Annotated in this window: 11 protein-coding genes; 4 read left to right on the forward strand and 7 right to left on the reverse strand. The window is 66.8% G+C overall.

What is annotated here, in order from left to right:
- Positions 1 to 58 precede the first annotated feature (58 nt).
- The 5 genes from ASC95_RS21415 to ASC95_RS21435 form a co-directional block, all read right to left on the reverse strand.
- Positions 59 to 502 carry a response regulator gene (locus tag ASC95_RS21415; RefSeq protein ID WP_057299724.1) on the reverse strand — a complete coding sequence of 148 codons (444 nt, stop codon included), beginning with the start codon at positions 500 to 502 and terminating at the stop codon, positions 59 to 61.
- 41 nt (positions 503 to 543) lie between these two features.
- Complete coding sequence (locus ASC95_RS21420) at positions 544 to 1,884, reverse strand: ATPase domain-containing protein (protein WP_057299725.1); 1,341 nt, start codon at positions 1,882 to 1,884, stop codon at positions 544 to 546.
- A 228-nt stretch (positions 1,885 to 2,112) separates the two neighbouring features.
- Positions 2,113 to 4,599: a PAS domain S-box protein gene (locus tag ASC95_RS21425; protein WP_082567996.1), complete on the reverse strand. Its 2,487-nt coding sequence runs from the start codon at positions 4,597 to 4,599 to the stop codon at positions 2,113 to 2,115.
- Positions 4,600 to 4,658: 59 nt separating this feature from the next.
- A complete protein-coding gene (locus ASC95_RS21430) occupies positions 4,659 to 5,705 on the reverse strand; it encodes a GSCFA domain-containing protein (RefSeq protein WP_162250827.1) in 1,047 nt (348 codons plus the stop codon).
- On the reverse strand, positions 5,689 to 6,501 hold the full coding sequence (locus ASC95_RS21435; RefSeq protein WP_057299727.1) for a hypothetical protein: 813 nt from the start codon (positions 6,499 to 6,501) through the stop codon (positions 5,689 to 5,691). The genes ASC95_RS21430 and ASC95_RS21435 overlap by 17 nt, the downstream gene beginning before the upstream one ends.
- A 134-nt stretch (positions 6,502 to 6,635) precedes the next feature.
- Here ASC95_RS21435 and ASC95_RS32045 point away from each other — a divergent pair, with 134 nt between their 5' ends.
- From ASC95_RS32045 to ASC95_RS21450, 3 genes are read left to right on the forward strand one after another with little or no spacing between them, the layout of a single operon-like run.
- Positions 6,636 to 7,277, forward strand: coding sequence for a glycosyltransferase family 32 protein (locus ASC95_RS32045; RefSeq protein WP_057299728.1), 642 nt, complete (start codon positions 6,636 to 6,638; stop codon positions 7,275 to 7,277).
- Positions 7,274 to 7,957: a hypothetical protein gene (locus ASC95_RS32050; RefSeq protein WP_057299729.1), complete on the forward strand. Its 684-nt coding sequence runs from the start codon at positions 7,274 to 7,276 to the stop codon at positions 7,955 to 7,957. The genes ASC95_RS32045 and ASC95_RS32050 overlap by 4 nt, the downstream gene beginning before the upstream one ends.
- A 9-nt stretch (positions 7,958 to 7,966) precedes the next feature.
- A complete protein-coding gene (locus ASC95_RS21450) occupies positions 7,967 to 8,758 on the forward strand; it encodes a glycosyltransferase family 2 protein (protein ID WP_057299730.1) in 792 nt (263 codons plus the stop codon).
- Positions 8,759 to 8,811: 53 nt separating this feature from the next.
- On the opposite strand, the gene ASC95_RS21455 is transcribed toward ASC95_RS21450, so the two are convergent.
- Positions 8,812 to 10,902, reverse strand: a complete 2,091-nt coding sequence (locus ASC95_RS21455; protein WP_057299731.1) for a prolyl oligopeptidase family serine peptidase — start codon at positions 10,900 to 10,902, stop codon at positions 8,812 to 8,814.
- Positions 10,903 to 11,153: 251 nt separating this feature from the next.
- Here ASC95_RS21455 and ASC95_RS21460 point away from each other — a divergent pair, with 251 nt between their 5' ends.
- Complete coding sequence (locus ASC95_RS21460; protein WP_057299732.1) at positions 11,154 to 12,839, forward strand: hypothetical protein; 1,686 nt, start codon at positions 11,154 to 11,156, stop codon at positions 12,837 to 12,839.
- Positions 12,840 to 12,914: 75 nt separating this feature from the next.
- On the opposite strand, the gene ASC95_RS21465 is transcribed toward ASC95_RS21460, so the two are convergent.
- Positions 12,915 to 13,559 (reverse strand): glutathione S-transferase family protein, encoded by a 645-nt coding sequence (locus ASC95_RS21465; RefSeq protein ID WP_057299733.1) that lies wholly within the window; start codon positions 13,557 to 13,559, stop codon positions 12,915 to 12,917.
- Positions 13,560 to 13,570 lie beyond the last annotated feature (11 nt).

Raw genomic sequence — 13,570 nt, forward strand, 5'->3', positions numbered from 1 at the left:
GGCTACCAAGGGCCTCATCGTCCCCAGCGGCCGGCCAATGCAGCTTGAACGGCTGGCGCTAGTCGTTGCTCGGCAACTCGATGCCCTTCAGCAATTGCCGCATGGAGTCGTCGACTTCACGGCTGCGTACCCGCTGCCTGCGGCCTGAGGAGGCGAGTTCTCCAATGATCGACAGCAACGCCTCGACGTCATAGGGCTTGGCCACGAAGCCGTCGTAATCGCCGAACGATTTCTGTACGACCTCCTCATTGGTTCCGCTCATGAACACGAACGGGATGTCGGCCCAATTCGAGTTCTGGCGCAGCGCCGTCCCGAGTTCGCCGCCGTTCATGTGGGGCATCATGAAATCGGAGACGATCACTGCCGGTCGCTCACCGCTGAGCGTCTGCAGCGCATCACGACCGTTGGACGCCGATGTAACGCGGTAGCCGTGCGCCTCGAGGATCAGCTGCAGGACTTCCGCTGCGCCGTACTCGTCTTCCACGATCAGAATGAGCTGCATCTGCGGTGGCTCCTCTACCCGTTGTGCTCGCATGGAAGCGATCAATCCCTCAACGAAATGACGGTCGCTTCGCCATGTTGCCCTCTCATCTTGCGTACGGCCAATTGCCTGGACGCCCCGGCGTCGCGCGGCGCCTCGAGCGCCAGTACGTTGTCGAACAAGGCCGCCAGACCTGGGGCAAGCGGCGTGCCGCTGGCCAGGCTGATCTCCGCCGGGTCCAGGGTAAACAAGGCGGTGACGGCACGCCGACGCAGCTCCATCAGCAAACGACCGAGGAAACGGTAGCCTCGATCCTGAAAGGCGCGCGTGTCGGCGAGAGCCGCCACGCCGTCCAACACCAGCCGCCGGGCCTTCGCTTCGTCCACCAGACGCAGGATTTTGTGGCCCATCTCGTCCAGCGACTCGTCTGACTGCCCAAGAGTCTCCACGCGAAGCCCGCCGCTGCGTAGCGCGCGCTCGAGGTCAATGTTGAATCGACCAGCAAGGTGGCAGGCGCCAGCCTTCGTCTCGGGCGCCCCGATCAACAGAAGCCCTGGCTCTTCAGCGGTCGATGCTGCAGCGAAGCGGTATCCCATGAGGGTCTTGCCCGCGCCACTTTCCCCGACGACGAGCGAAATGCTCCCCGTCCACAGCCCTCGCCCCCCCAAGGCGGCGTCGATTTCGGGAATGCCCAGCGTGACACTGCTTGCGTCGGCGAGTCCGCCGTCAGGCAGGGGCATGCTCTCCAACCGAGGAAAGAATTGCAGGCCTTCGTCGGTGATGCAGAAGGAATGCTGCCCGCGCACCACCCCGCTGCCGCGGAATTTCCTGACCTGGACGACGCGTTCCGCCCTGCCCTTGAACAGTTGATCCTCGAACGAGAAGATGCCATCGACCATCGTCTGTTCGGCGCTCAGCGCGTTCCCTCGACCGGTGGTCAAGAGCAGGCAGGTGCAGCCCATCGCGCTGACCAGGCTCTGTAGCTCGTGCACAAACTGGCGAACGCCCTCGTCGATGCCCGGCGCGCTGAGAACCAGCCCGTCGACGACGAGCAAGGTGGCGCCGCTGCGGGCCAGCTCATTGCGCAGAAGACCGAGCACCCCCTTGAGGCCGTCGCTTTCCAATTCCCGATAGCCACTCAGGTAGAACACGTCAGCGTTGACCGCGGCCTTCCGAAAAAAGGTCTGGTTGCTCATGTGCTGCACCATGCGCGAATGCGATTCGGCAAGCATGGTCACGTAAAGCGTCTTGTGGCCAGCACTGGCCTGGTTGTAGGCGATCTGATTGGCGAGCGTCGTCTTGCCAACCCCAGGCGGGCCTTCGAGGATGTAGACCCCGCCCTCGAAAAGACCGCCGCACAGGATGTCGTCCAGGCCTGCAACAGTCGATGGAAACCTATTCATGGGATACGCCTGAAATCAGAAAAGTAGCTGCTCGATCTGGCCGATGGCCAGATGCCGCTGAACGCAGCTCGCGGCCATTTATGTTATTTAAATTCTAGGAAAGATCGCGGTACGGGCGCTGCGGTTGTGACCAGAAGCGTTTGCTTCGGCAGGCGTTTGGCGCGGGTTGGCCCCGGCCCAGGCGCATGACATCCACCACCCACCCGGCGCTGCTTTCAGGCAACCGGGTCACGGGTTGCGCAGCTGGCCGGTCGTGTCTCCTACGTTCGAGCGCAACAGCGCCACCACGCCCTCGACGAGCGCGACCGGCTCCAACGGCTTGGCCAGGTGCATCTCGAAACCGGCGTCGATGGCACGCTGGCGGTCTTCCGCGCGGGCAAAGGCCGTGAGCGCGGCGGCCGGCGTATGGCGACCTGCGGCATGTTCGATCTCGCGGACCATCCGGATGAAGTCGTAGCCATCGACGACCGGCATGCCGATGTCGCTCAGGATGGCGTGCGGCCGCCGTGCCCGAAAGATCTCCAGCGCCTGCTCGGCGCTGCCCGCCTCGATCACTTCGGCCCCCGCGACGCGCAACGCATAGGCCGCGGCACCCCGACCGTCCGGCTCGTCGTCAACCAGCAGCAGGCTGAACCCGCTCAGGCGGTCTTCGTTCTCCAGAGCGTCGACACCTTCAGGCGCCGGCTCGGGTTCGGTAGGCTGCTGGCGCTGGGGCGCGAGCGCGGGCAGGCACAGCGTGAAGGTCGATCCCTTGCCCGGCCCCGCACTGCGGGCCTTCACCTTCCCGCCATGCAGATGGGTGAGTTCACGCACGATCGACAGGCCGAGCCCCAGGCCGCCATGGCGGCGCGTCATGGACGAGTCCTGCTGCTTGAAACGCTCGAAGGCCTGTTCGATGAACGCGGGCTCCATGCCCTGTCCGTCGTCGGCCACGGCAATCTCCACCGTGTCGGCCTCACGTCGCACGGCGACGTCGATGTGGCCGTCACGCGGTGTGAACTTCACCGCGTTGTTCAGCAGATTGAGCACCATCTGCTGCAGCCTGGCGGCGTCAGCCATGAGCACGCCGGCGTCAGGGTCGACCTCCGTCGTCACGGCAATGCCCTTGGCCGTGGCGGCCGGCATGATCGCGTCCACCGCCGCCCGCACGATGACGGTCGGGTCGGTGGGTTGAAGCTCCAGGCGGAGCTGGCCCGATTCGATGCGGCTGACGTCGAGCAGGTCTTCGACCAGCCGGGCCTGCATGCCGGCGTTGCGAGCGATCGCGTCGATGGCGTGCTTGAGCGTTTCGGGGTCCGGAACCCGGCGCTGCAGCACCTGTGACCAGCTCAGGATGGCGCTGAGCGGCGTGCGCAACTCGTGCGAGACGGTCGCCACAAATTCGTCCTTCGCCCGGCTGGCCTGTTCGGCGGCGACCCTTGCCGCTTCCGCGTTGCGCAGCGTCTGGTCGCGCTGCGCCTCCACGTTCTTGCGATGGGTGATGTCCTGTGTCAGCTTGAGATAGCCCAGCAGTTCGCCGCGCGGGCCACGCAGCGCGGTCAGCACCACCTCGGCGACGAACCGCGCACCACTCTTGCGCAGCCGAGTGCCTTCGCCCTTGTATTCGCCGGTGCCGGCGGCCACATCCATCTCGTACTGTGGTCGCCCCTTGTCGCGGTCTTCCGGCGTGAACAGCTGCGCGAACGGCATGCCGATGGCCTCTTCGGCGGTGTAGCCCTTCATCAGCTGCGCCCCGACATGCCACGACGAGATGCGGCCATCCACGTCGACGGTGAAGATGGCGTAGTCGCGCACGCCGCTCACCAGTGCCCGAAACTCTTCCTCGCGCTCGCGCAACTGGTTCGCCATCTGCGAGATCGCGTGGCGCTGCTCCTCCATCTCCATGCGGTAGGTGAGGTCGCTGTTGATGGCGATGGCGCCGACGATCTCGTTGTCGACGCGGATCGGAGCCGCCGTGCCACGGATCAGCACGTCTTCACCGGTGGCCTTGGTCAACCACGTGTCCAGCATGGCAGTCTCGCCCTTCAGCGCACGCGCGAAGGGCAGACGCTCGGGTTCCAGCAGCGGGCCGTCACGTTCGTACCGCACGCGAAAACGCTCGCCGAGTTCGCCGATGGGCTGCTGCAGGTCCGCCAGCGACGCCGCCCCAAGCAGCGCCAGGCCCTTGTCGTTGCATTCGGTGATGCCTTCGGCATTGCCGACGTACAACGCGTCCGGAATCGCATCGATGATGGCGCGCAGCTTGGCGGCCTCGCGTTCGGCCTTGGCATGCTCTTCCTGTTCGGCAGCCAGTGCGCGCTGGTATTCCTCGGCCGCAAGCCGCAGGCCAGTCCCGTCATGCATCACCTTCAGGAAGGCGACGATCGTGCCGTCGGTCTGGCGAATCGGCGTGACGCTGCCATTGCAGTAAAAACGTGAACCCCCTCGCCTGAGCATCCAGCGGGAGTCGTCGGCCCGGCCGTCGATTTCGGCCTGGCGAAGCTCGCGATCCGGCGTCCCGGCGGCCACGTCTTCCGGGGTGAACACCACCGTGACAGCCTGGCCGATCCAGTCCGCCTCTTCCCAGCCGAGAACCTCGCGCACTCCTTCGTTCCAGGTGGCGATGCGGCCCTGTCGGTCGATCAGGAACATGGCGTGGTCCCGCACCTGGCGGACCAACGTCTCAGCCGGGATACGCGTCAGGGCGAGAGGTTCCAAAGGTTCGCGAGACTGCATGGACGTTCCGTGGCAAGAGACGTTCCCGTCATCTGCCCGTGAGCCAGGCAGGCAGGGCGTCAAGGCCGGTCGTTCAGCAGTTCCTCGCACTCAACCTGAGCGGCCGCCGCCGCCTGGGCAGCCAGGCTGGGCGCCGCCACGGCGGCGCGTTCGCCAGCTTCGACAAAGGCGGCCGAGAACTGGCGCATCACATGGTCCACGCCACGCGGCGACACCTCGCGCAGATCGCCTTCGAGGTATTGGCCAAAGCTCTGGGCCGACGAGATGATCTCGAAGGAGGGGAAATACTCGACGTGGTCATGCGCGTCCGCAAACCGCCCGGCCACCGCGCGCAGCACGGCCTTGGAATAGCTGGACGCGACGATGACCGGATGTGCCGTCGCAGTGGCCACCAGCGGCACCGGCGATACCGTGACGATCCAGCGCATGCGCGGGTTCACGCCGGCTACGAACTCACGCACCCATTCGAGGTCGGCCAGGATTTCCGGGTAGTCGAAGTTGACGAAACCATGCCGCTCGGCATCGAACTCACCCGCCGCCGTGCCCGGGCAGACCGGGAAGACGACGCCGCTGCCCTGCTCCACCCAGGCCTCGGTCAGCCCCAGCGTGAAGACGAAGACATCGCACTCGCTGAACAGCCGCCTGACCTGGGCCAGATGCCAGGCGCGGTCGGCACGCAGGTCGGCCAGCGAGTCGTAGCCACCCGCCTGGATGCGCGGACGCAGGCCGTCAAAAAAGCGGCCGTTCCCGGTCAGCACCGGCGGGTCGCCCTCGCGAAGGCCGAAGGCGAATTCGACGAGCTGGCGCAGCTGGCGCACCGTGTAGACATTGGCATAGCGGGCCGAGAACACGCCGTATTGCAGCTCGCGCGCCCGCTCGGGCGTGATACCGGCGGGCGCCTGCTCCACCACCCAGTGGCTGAGGCCGAAGCCCTCCAGCCGCCGGGCCATGTGCTGGGCGAAACAGGAACCGGCCGTCGCGATCTTCAGCGACGGCGTCAGCTTGAACTTCGTGCTTGGCTTGAAGTCGAGCTGGCCCCAGGCCTGGGCGCTGACAGTCTTGCGCCAGAACGCCTGGGGCGGCAGGGCCTCATACGGATGGGACATTCGCCAGCACCTCCCTGATCTGTTGCGCCAGCAGTTCGGCATACAGCTCGTTGCCATGCAGGCAGCCGCGCGCCAAATCGGCCTTGAGGCCGCCGTTTTCGGTCAACGCGCCGGCGGGCGGCGCCAGGCTCAGGACGCCCATCTGCGCCAGGCGCTGGTTCAGGTCGGCATACATCAGCCGGTAGATGCGCTGGCGCATCGAGAAGGGCTTGATGCCGTGCTGGGCGAACAACGCTCCGAAAGCCTCGGGGTTGGCCATGATGTGTTCATGGGACTCCACCGGCGGCGGCGCGGGCACATGCACGATGCGTGCACGCGGGAACTGCTGGCGCAGGGCCAGGTGGGTCGTCCACAGCGGCTCGGCAATCTGGCGCACCCAGGCCAGCGCGTCGGCGCGGGACATCCAGCGCCGGCCCGGATCCATCCGGCCGTCGTCGCCGAGGAAGTCGGCATGCGAGGGGTCATCGACCAGGGCCGCAATGGCGAACTCCTGGCCACGCAGCAGCGAGAAGATGACCTCGGCTTCCTGCGGAATGTGACCGAGCACGCCCGTCAGCACGTCCGGGATGTAGAGCACCCCGTCCTTGAGCATGGGCGGCGGACCGGCCACCGGCGTGTTGTAGAGCACATGTTCGCCGCGCCAGCCGGGCGGGGCATCCAGCTCGATGGGCTCGCGGAACGGCACGCCGGTCGACCAGACCGAGCGGTACTTGGCCGACGACACCGGCCCGATATAGCGGTCGATCAGGCCAAAGAGATGCGAGCTGCCGATGGCAACGAAAAGCCGTGGGGTCATGATGCTTGGGGGCGAGCATAGAGGAGGCGCGGCGCTTGCCCAGGGGGCAAAAGGGCGAGGAATGGACCTCAGTTCCCCCTACGGGACGCCGGGCGTCGGTCGGATACTGCACCGGATAAGCTCAGGAGAGCCCCATGATCCCCAAGACCCTGCACATCATCTGGGTCGGTGATGAATCCAAGCGACCGGACAACTGCATAGCCACCTGGCGGGACCACAACCCCGACTGGCAGCTCAAGGTCTGGGGCAACGCCGACCTGATGTCCTACGGCTGGTACAACGCCGACCACATCCGCGCCATGTCCGGCCGCGAACTCAACGGCGTGGCCGACATCATGCGCTGGGAGATCCTGTTCCGCGAAGGCGGCTTCGTCGTTGACGCCGACAGCATCTGCCGCCGCCCGCTGGAGCCCTGGCTGTTCGACTGCGAGGCCTGCGCCTGCTGGGAGAACGAGATCATCCGCCCCGGCCTGATCGCCGCCGGCTACGTCGCCTCGGAGCCGCAGAACCCCTTCTTCCGCCAGCTCATCCTGGACGTGAAGGAGAAGGCGACCGTCATCGACCGCATGGCCTGGCAAAGCGTCGGCCCGCTGTTCCTGACCGAGGCGCACCGCCGCTACAACTACATCAACTTGACGATCTGGCCCAGCCACTTCTTCATCCCGCAGCACTACTCCGGCATCCGCTACAGCGGCAAGGGCCCGGTCTTCGCCGACCAGGAATGGGGCAGCACGCGCAAGAATTACGACGAGCTGCATACACGGAGCCTGGCATGAGCGAGACGACGATTTCCACCGACACGGACCGCGGCCCCAAGCCGGCGCTGTGCCAACCCGAAGGCCTGCCGCCGGTGTCGGCGCTGGAACGTGCCCACTCGCCGTATTTCGTGCACCGCATTCCGGTCAGCCGCAACCTGATGGGTCATCCGCGCGTGGCGGTGCTGCAGGAGATGTGCCGCGGCAAGCGCGTGCTGCATGTGGGCTGTGTCGACTGGCCCATCACCGACCTGAACCGCTCACTGCACCTGCAGCTGGACAAGGTCTGCCAGCTCGATGGCTTCGACATCCATGACGAGGCCTTCCCGCACATGCTGCCGCACTTGAAGGGTCGCCTGTTCTCGTCCTGGGACGACATCAAGGACGCTTACGACCTCGTGCTGGTGCCCGAGGTGCTCGAGCATGTGCCCGACGTGAAGGGCTTCCTGGAGCAGCTGGACCGCGTCGGCGCCAAGGAATACGTCATCACCGTGCCCGACGCCTACAGCTGCTTCGCCCGGCATTTCGACTACCAGAGCGAGGCCGAGACCTTCGTCGAGGTCGTGCATCCCGACCACAACTGCTGGTACACGCCCTACACACTGGCCAACGTCATCCACAAGTACACGACGCTGGACCTGCAGGGCATCTGGTTCTTCAACAGCATCTCGCTGCTGGCCATCGCCCGGCGCAAGGCCTGAAGCATCGCGATGCAGCCCTTCTTCTCGATCGTCATGGCCACGCACAACCGGCCGGCCACGCTGGCGCGGGCGATTGCCTCGCTACGCGCCCAGGCCTGCGCGGACTTCGAGATCCTGCTGGTCGCCGATGCGCTGGACGGCGAGACAGCCGGCGTCGTTGCCCGCGACCTGGGCCCGGCTGACAGCTTCCTCAAGCGCACCGGCGCCAACGGCCCCGCCGTGAGCCGCAACCAGGGCCTGGCGCTGGCGCGCGGCGAATGGGTCATCTTCCTGGACGACGACGACACGTTCGAGCCCCAGCATCTGGCCACGCTGAAGCCGCACTGCGAGCGCGCGGATGCGCAAGTCCTGTTCACCGACATCACCGTCGTCACCGAGGACCGTCAGCAGCCTGGCATCCCCGAACTCAGCCGCCAGACCACGCCGCTGGCGGGGGCCGATGTCAGCACGCTGTGGGTCAAAAACTTCATTCCCCTGCATTGCCTGGCCTACCGGCGCAGCCTGCTGCAAGGCCTCAGCTTCGACGCTCACCTCGCCTCGCAGGAAGACTGGGACTGGCTGCTCGGCGTGTGCTCCCGCGCAATGCCGGTGCACGTGCCGGGTGGCGGCGCTGTCATGCACAAGGACTACGTGAACCCCGGCGCCCGCCGCGGCCAGCAGGAGGCGTCCAACAACACGACGGTGGTGCTGGATTTCCTTCACGTCTACCGGCGCTGGCCGGCACCGACGCCCGAGCTGAAGGCGGCGCGGGCGGGGCTGCTCAAGGGCGTGGGGCTGGCGTTGCCGGTGGAGTGGTTCTAGGGCTTTTCCGCCAACGGGTTTGAGCGCTTTGCTCGCAAGCAAGCGCGGGTCGCCTAGCGTGCCCGGTCCCACGCAAACGCGAAGATATCGGCGTACTCGGCCGCCCTCGCCTCCTCCGCGGTGCCAATGCCGTGGCCGCCGTCGGTTTCGGCGCGCAGCCAGACCTTGCGCTTGTCGCCGAATTTGGCTTGCGCCCGCGCGGCGAACTTGGCGCTCATCCAGGGAGCGACGCGCTTGTCGTTGAGGCCGATGGTGATCAGGGTGTCGGGCATGTCCGTCGCGGTGGTCAGGGCCTGATAGGCGTCCATCGCGAGCAGAGCCTTGAAGCCTTCAGGCGTAGCGGGATCGCCGAACTCGTCGAATTGATTGGCGCCATTGGGCGCGGCGGCCAGGCGCGAGGTGTTGAGCATGCCCACGCGGGGGACGATGCCTGCAAAGACGCCGGGCTGCTTGAGTGCCGCCGGCGGGACGAGCGCGCCGCCTGCGCTGGTGCCCACGCCGATGACGCCCTTCGGCGTGGCGATGCCCTGGGCCTTGAGCGTCTGCGCGCAGGCGATGAAGTCGGCATGCCCATTGGGCTTGTTGGCGCTGCGCCCGCCCTCGTGCCATGCACGGCCACGCTCGCTGCCGCCGCGCACGCCGCAGAAAGCCATGGCGCCGCCGCGCGAGAGCCATGCCATGAAGTCGCGCCAGTAGACGGGCGTCGTGGAGGACACGCCGTAGGAGCCGTAAGCCTCAAGGATGGTGGGCATGCCGCCCTTGGGGAGCGCTCCCTTCCTGTGCAGCACGACCAGCGGCACCATCGTGCCGTCGACGCTCCTGGCCTGCATGCGATCCACCTGCATGCCGCGGGCGCCGGCCCAGGTCTGGCTGCCGATGCCGGTGTCGGTGATCCTGCCCTTGGCCAGCGCGTAGGTGCGGGCGTTGGACACCCAGCCCATCAGCCCCAGCGTGGCGCCGCTGCCGTCGGGGTTGACGCGCGGGTCGAGGATGTCCCCAGCCTCCAGCGGCAGCTTGATTTCGGTGAACTTGCGCTGCCCGTCAGGGCTGAAGAAGAGCCGCGTGACGCCATCGGTCTGCGCGGCGGCATAGATGCCGTCCTTGGCGACGATGAGGCCCGTCAGGACGAGCCGCGCGCCGCCTTCGAACACCGCAGCGGGCTCGCCCAGGCCCGTGGCGGTGATGCTGCGGCGGACGATGGCGCCCGATGGGTTGGTCTTGGTGGTGAGCACGAAGGCGGCGTTGCCGAACACGTCGGCATCATTGGCCTTGTCGTCCAGCGTGGCCAGCACGGTCCACGTCGGCTTGCCGGCGGTCAGGTCGGCCTTGCGTGCGATCCAGTAGTTGACGTCGACCCGCGCACCGCCGCCCGTGGCCAGCACCCACTCGCTCCACGGGGCGCCGCGGACGGCGGGGAAGTCTTTCTCGGCGAAGGCGGGGCCCTGCGACTCGAAGCCGAAGATGGGCTGCCCAGGGCCCGTGTCGGACACGTGCTTGAGGAAGCTGCGCATGCCGGTGATGGGGTCGGCGCGGCTGCCCGCGGGCGCCATCTGCGTATAGGTGACCCAATCGCCGCCCAGCCATTGCAGCGGAAACTCGCCCCAGATGTTCGGGATGGGCGCGCCGACCACTTGGCCCGTGGCGACTTCGTAGAGGGTGATGTCTCCCACCTCGGCACCGCCCTTGGACTGGTGCACCGCCACCAGCTTGCCGTCGGGCGACAGCGACACGTTGCCAATGGCCACGACCGAGCCCTGCGCGGTGTTGGGATCGATCAGCACGCGTTCCTCGCCGTTCTCTCGAACGATGAGCTTGGCTGTCTTGTCGCCCGCGGCGGTGCGGCGATACACCGTCACGGAGCCGGCAACCTGCACGTCGCGCACCTTGGTGAGGTCGGACGACACCTCCCTGAGCGCGGCCGCGAATGACCCGCGCTCGGGCAGCGCCCGCAGCGCCGCGCGGGCGGAAGACGATTCGGACAACACCCAGGCGCTCAGTTCGGTGGCCTTGGCGGGGTCTTCCATCCAGCGGTACTCGTCCGCCAGCGGGATGCCATGCACGGACTCCACGAACGGCAAGCCGGCAGGCGGCGCCGCGGCGGCCAGCGAGGCCACGCATGCAGCGAACAGGGCGTAATGCTTCATGGAGTCTTTCCTCTGAACCGTCGTTTACCTGACGGCGGCCGGATTCCAGCATGGATGGGCGCAGGCGGCCCATCCCGAACGTCCCCAGGGTTGAGGGTGAGGAGGCCGCAGGATCGCGGTGCGTTCACCTGGGCCGGGCGTGCCGGCCAGGCGCGGGAACCAGGACACACCCACGGTCACTAACGCGACAACGCCCCGTCTTCATTGCGCCTGCAGCGCCGCCCGCCCATTTCCCGGAAGGATGTTTCGCCATGTCCAGCAATCCCACCGCCGTCCGCGAGGTCCTTGAGGCCATCCTGAAGGCGTCCCGCGGCCAGGCCAGCCCCGAGGCCATCGACGAAATTCGCGCCCGGCTGACCAAAGGGGGAAGCGTCGAGATGACCGACGAGGAGTTCGCGGCACTGTCCGAGTCAGAGTCGTGGCGGATCGAGGAGGCCCGCTCGCTGCTGCCGCTGGCGCGCGAGAAGTTCCCCCAAGTGGACCTGGGCGACATCGAGGCCATCCTCGAAAAGCTGGAGGCCATGCGCAAGACAGACCCGCGCAGCGCCGATGTGCTGCTGTCCGAGACGATGAAGCGCTATTGGCAACGCATCGACCCCCCGCGCCTGTCCAAGCGGCTGAAGGAGCTGAACGCGGCCGTGGGCGATGACATTGCGACATGCAATCGCGACTTGCGCAAGGCGCTCTCCGATTGGGAGGCGACGCTCAAGAAGGATGAGCAGGTGGCCGACCCCGTGGCCGTGGAGGCCGTGCAAGACCTGGCCGACGCGGCGCTGGCGGTGATGACGCGCTGGCGCGACGACCTGGCGGTGTTGCGCAAGACGCTGGAGGCCAACCCCAGCCAGGTGACGGACGAGGTGATCGACGAGGCGCACGAAGCCGCTCGCCTGGACCGCGAGGCCCCGAAGGCCGCCCTGGACCAACGGCTGAAGGAGTTGAGAACAGCCACCGCGAAGCTTCAGCTAGAGCAGGATGCGCGGCTGAGCAGCGCGGACGAGGTCTGGCTCAGCAACGCCTTCAACCGCCCCAAGAAGGCCAAGTTCGACGGCTTGGTCAAGGAGTATTGCGGCGAGCCGCCGAAGGACATGTCGGACGCCGCAAAGCGCATCCTGAACGCCAGGAAGGCCAACATGGTCAAGTACCTGGAGGCGCTGCAGGCCGCCGGCGAAGACAAGACCGAACAGAAGAAGGCCTCGAAACAAAAGCCCTCGGTCGTGCTGACCGAGTACCTCAAGAATGAACCCGGTTGGGACACCTACGGCCCCTTGCTGCGCGAGCGGGCCAACGACTTCGACGGGCAAATGGGCAAGGCGAAGGCGGTGCTGGCGGCGCTGGTCGCCATCGGCGAGGCCAACCGCGGCGTCAACCAGTGGCTGGTGCGGCTGGCCGTCAACGGCACGCCCGCAGCCACGCTGGCGCGCTACCGCGCAGCCCAGGCCGACCTGGCCGGCGTGTCCGTACCCGGCACGTACGCGGCCAAGCTGGATGCGTTGATGGCCGACCTCACCTTCGACCTGACGGTATGGACCCGCCTCAAAGGCTGGGCGACGACGAAGAACCTGTTCCTCTCGTCCGTGGTGGCCTACCTGAAGACCGAGGACGAGACCATCGCCCGCCGCGTTGCGCAGGACTACTACGGACTGGTGGCGGGCACCCGCCCCGGCAACACGGAAGAGGGCCGCATCGCCACCGGCCTGGTCGCGGGGGTGATCGAGCAAAGCAAGCAGCGCACCGTCCACACGACGGCCACCGGCTCCGGGCACGCCTACAAGTACCGCTACGTCGGCGGCTTCGTGCACGCCGCCTGGGAGCTGCATGTGCATGAAGGCCACGCCAACCTGTACCCTGCGTGGAAGACCACCTCCAACCCGCGCGAGCGCGTGGATGATCGCGACACCTACGTCATCAATGGCGCGTTGCGGGGACAGTTGACGTAGCGGCCGGCTCGCCGCTTACTTCAACGCCATGCATCGACGCTCGGCCACCTCGTCCACCGTGCGCTTACGGTGCTTCTACCCCGCCTCAACCCGCACGCAGTAGGCCTCCAAGGTCCGCTTCCAGGCGGGCCTGGCCAGGCAGCGGTCCCGATAGGCCGCGAGGCCCGCATACGGTGCCATCAATGCCTGGTCTTTGATGCCCGAAATGAGTACATGCGCCATCAGGATGTCGGCGATGGTGAATGCCTCGGTCGCGACGAACTCGCGGTCGGCCAGCCAGCGTTCGAGGTTGGTCAACACCCGGTGCACCCAGCCCACCAAGAACTCGCGGTGCTTGCCGCAGCTGCCGTCCGCCGTCCAGTCGAGCACCATCAGGGCGAGCATCGGCGGCTCGACCGTGTTCATCGCCGCAAAACACCAGCGCAGCACCTGGGCCTCACCGGCACCGTCGCTGGGCATCAGGCGCCCCGACTTGTTCGCCAGGTGGACGAGGATGGCGGCGGATTCGGACAGCACCAGGCCGTCGTCGTCGATGGACGGGATTTGCTCGAAGGGGCTGAGCCGGCGATAGGCATCGGTGTTCAGGTCGTGCGCCGGATGGTCCATGCCGGCGATCTCGAAGGGCAGTTGCATCTCCTCGAGTGCCCACAGCACACGCAGGTCCCGGGTATGGCCTCGCGCGCCAGCATTGACCTTGGAAAAACCATAGAGCCTGAGCATGTAAATTCCTT

The sequence above is a fragment of the Pelomonas sp. Root1217 genome, assembly GCF_001425705.1.
Taxonomy (GTDB): Bacteria; Pseudomonadota; Gammaproteobacteria; order Burkholderiales; family Burkholderiaceae_C; genus Pelomonas.

Excerpts from the sequence above, each read along its gene's own strand:
- ASC95_RS21415 (WP_057299724.1), bottom strand. The coding sequence starts at position 502 with ATGCAGCTCATTCTGATCGTGGAAGACGAGTACGGCGCAGCGGAAGTC.
- ASC95_RS21420 (WP_057299725.1), bottom strand. The coding sequence starts at position 1,884 with ATGAATAGGTTTCCATCGACTGTTGCAGGCCTGGACGACATCCTGTGC.
- ASC95_RS21425 (WP_082567996.1), bottom strand. The coding sequence starts at position 4,599 with ATGCAGTCTCGCGAACCTTTGGAACCTCTCGCCCTGACGCGTATCCCG.
- ASC95_RS21430 (WP_162250827.1), bottom strand. The coding sequence starts at position 5,705 with ATGTCCCATCCGTATGAGGCCCTGCCGCCCCAGGCGTTCTGGCGCAAG.
- ASC95_RS21435 (WP_057299727.1), bottom strand. The coding sequence starts at position 6,501 with ATGACCCCACGGCTTTTCGTTGCCATCGGCAGCTCGCATCTCTTTGGC.
- ASC95_RS32045 (WP_057299728.1), top strand. The coding sequence starts at position 6,636 with ATGATCCCCAAGACCCTGCACATCATCTGGGTCGGTGATGAATCCAAG.
- ASC95_RS32050 (WP_057299729.1), top strand. The coding sequence starts at position 7,274 with ATGAGCGAGACGACGATTTCCACCGACACGGACCGCGGCCCCAAGCCG.
- ASC95_RS21450 (WP_057299730.1), top strand. The coding sequence starts at position 7,967 with ATGCAGCCCTTCTTCTCGATCGTCATGGCCACGCACAACCGGCCGGCC.
- ASC95_RS21455 (WP_057299731.1), bottom strand. The coding sequence starts at position 10,902 with ATGAAGCATTACGCCCTGTTCGCTGCATGCGTGGCCTCGCTGGCCGCC.
- ASC95_RS21460 (WP_057299732.1), top strand. The coding sequence starts at position 11,154 with ATGTCCAGCAATCCCACCGCCGTCCGCGAGGTCCTTGAGGCCATCCTG.
- ASC95_RS21465 (WP_057299733.1), bottom strand. The coding sequence starts at position 13,559 with ATGCTCAGGCTCTATGGTTTTTCCAAGGTCAATGCTGGCGCGCGAGGC.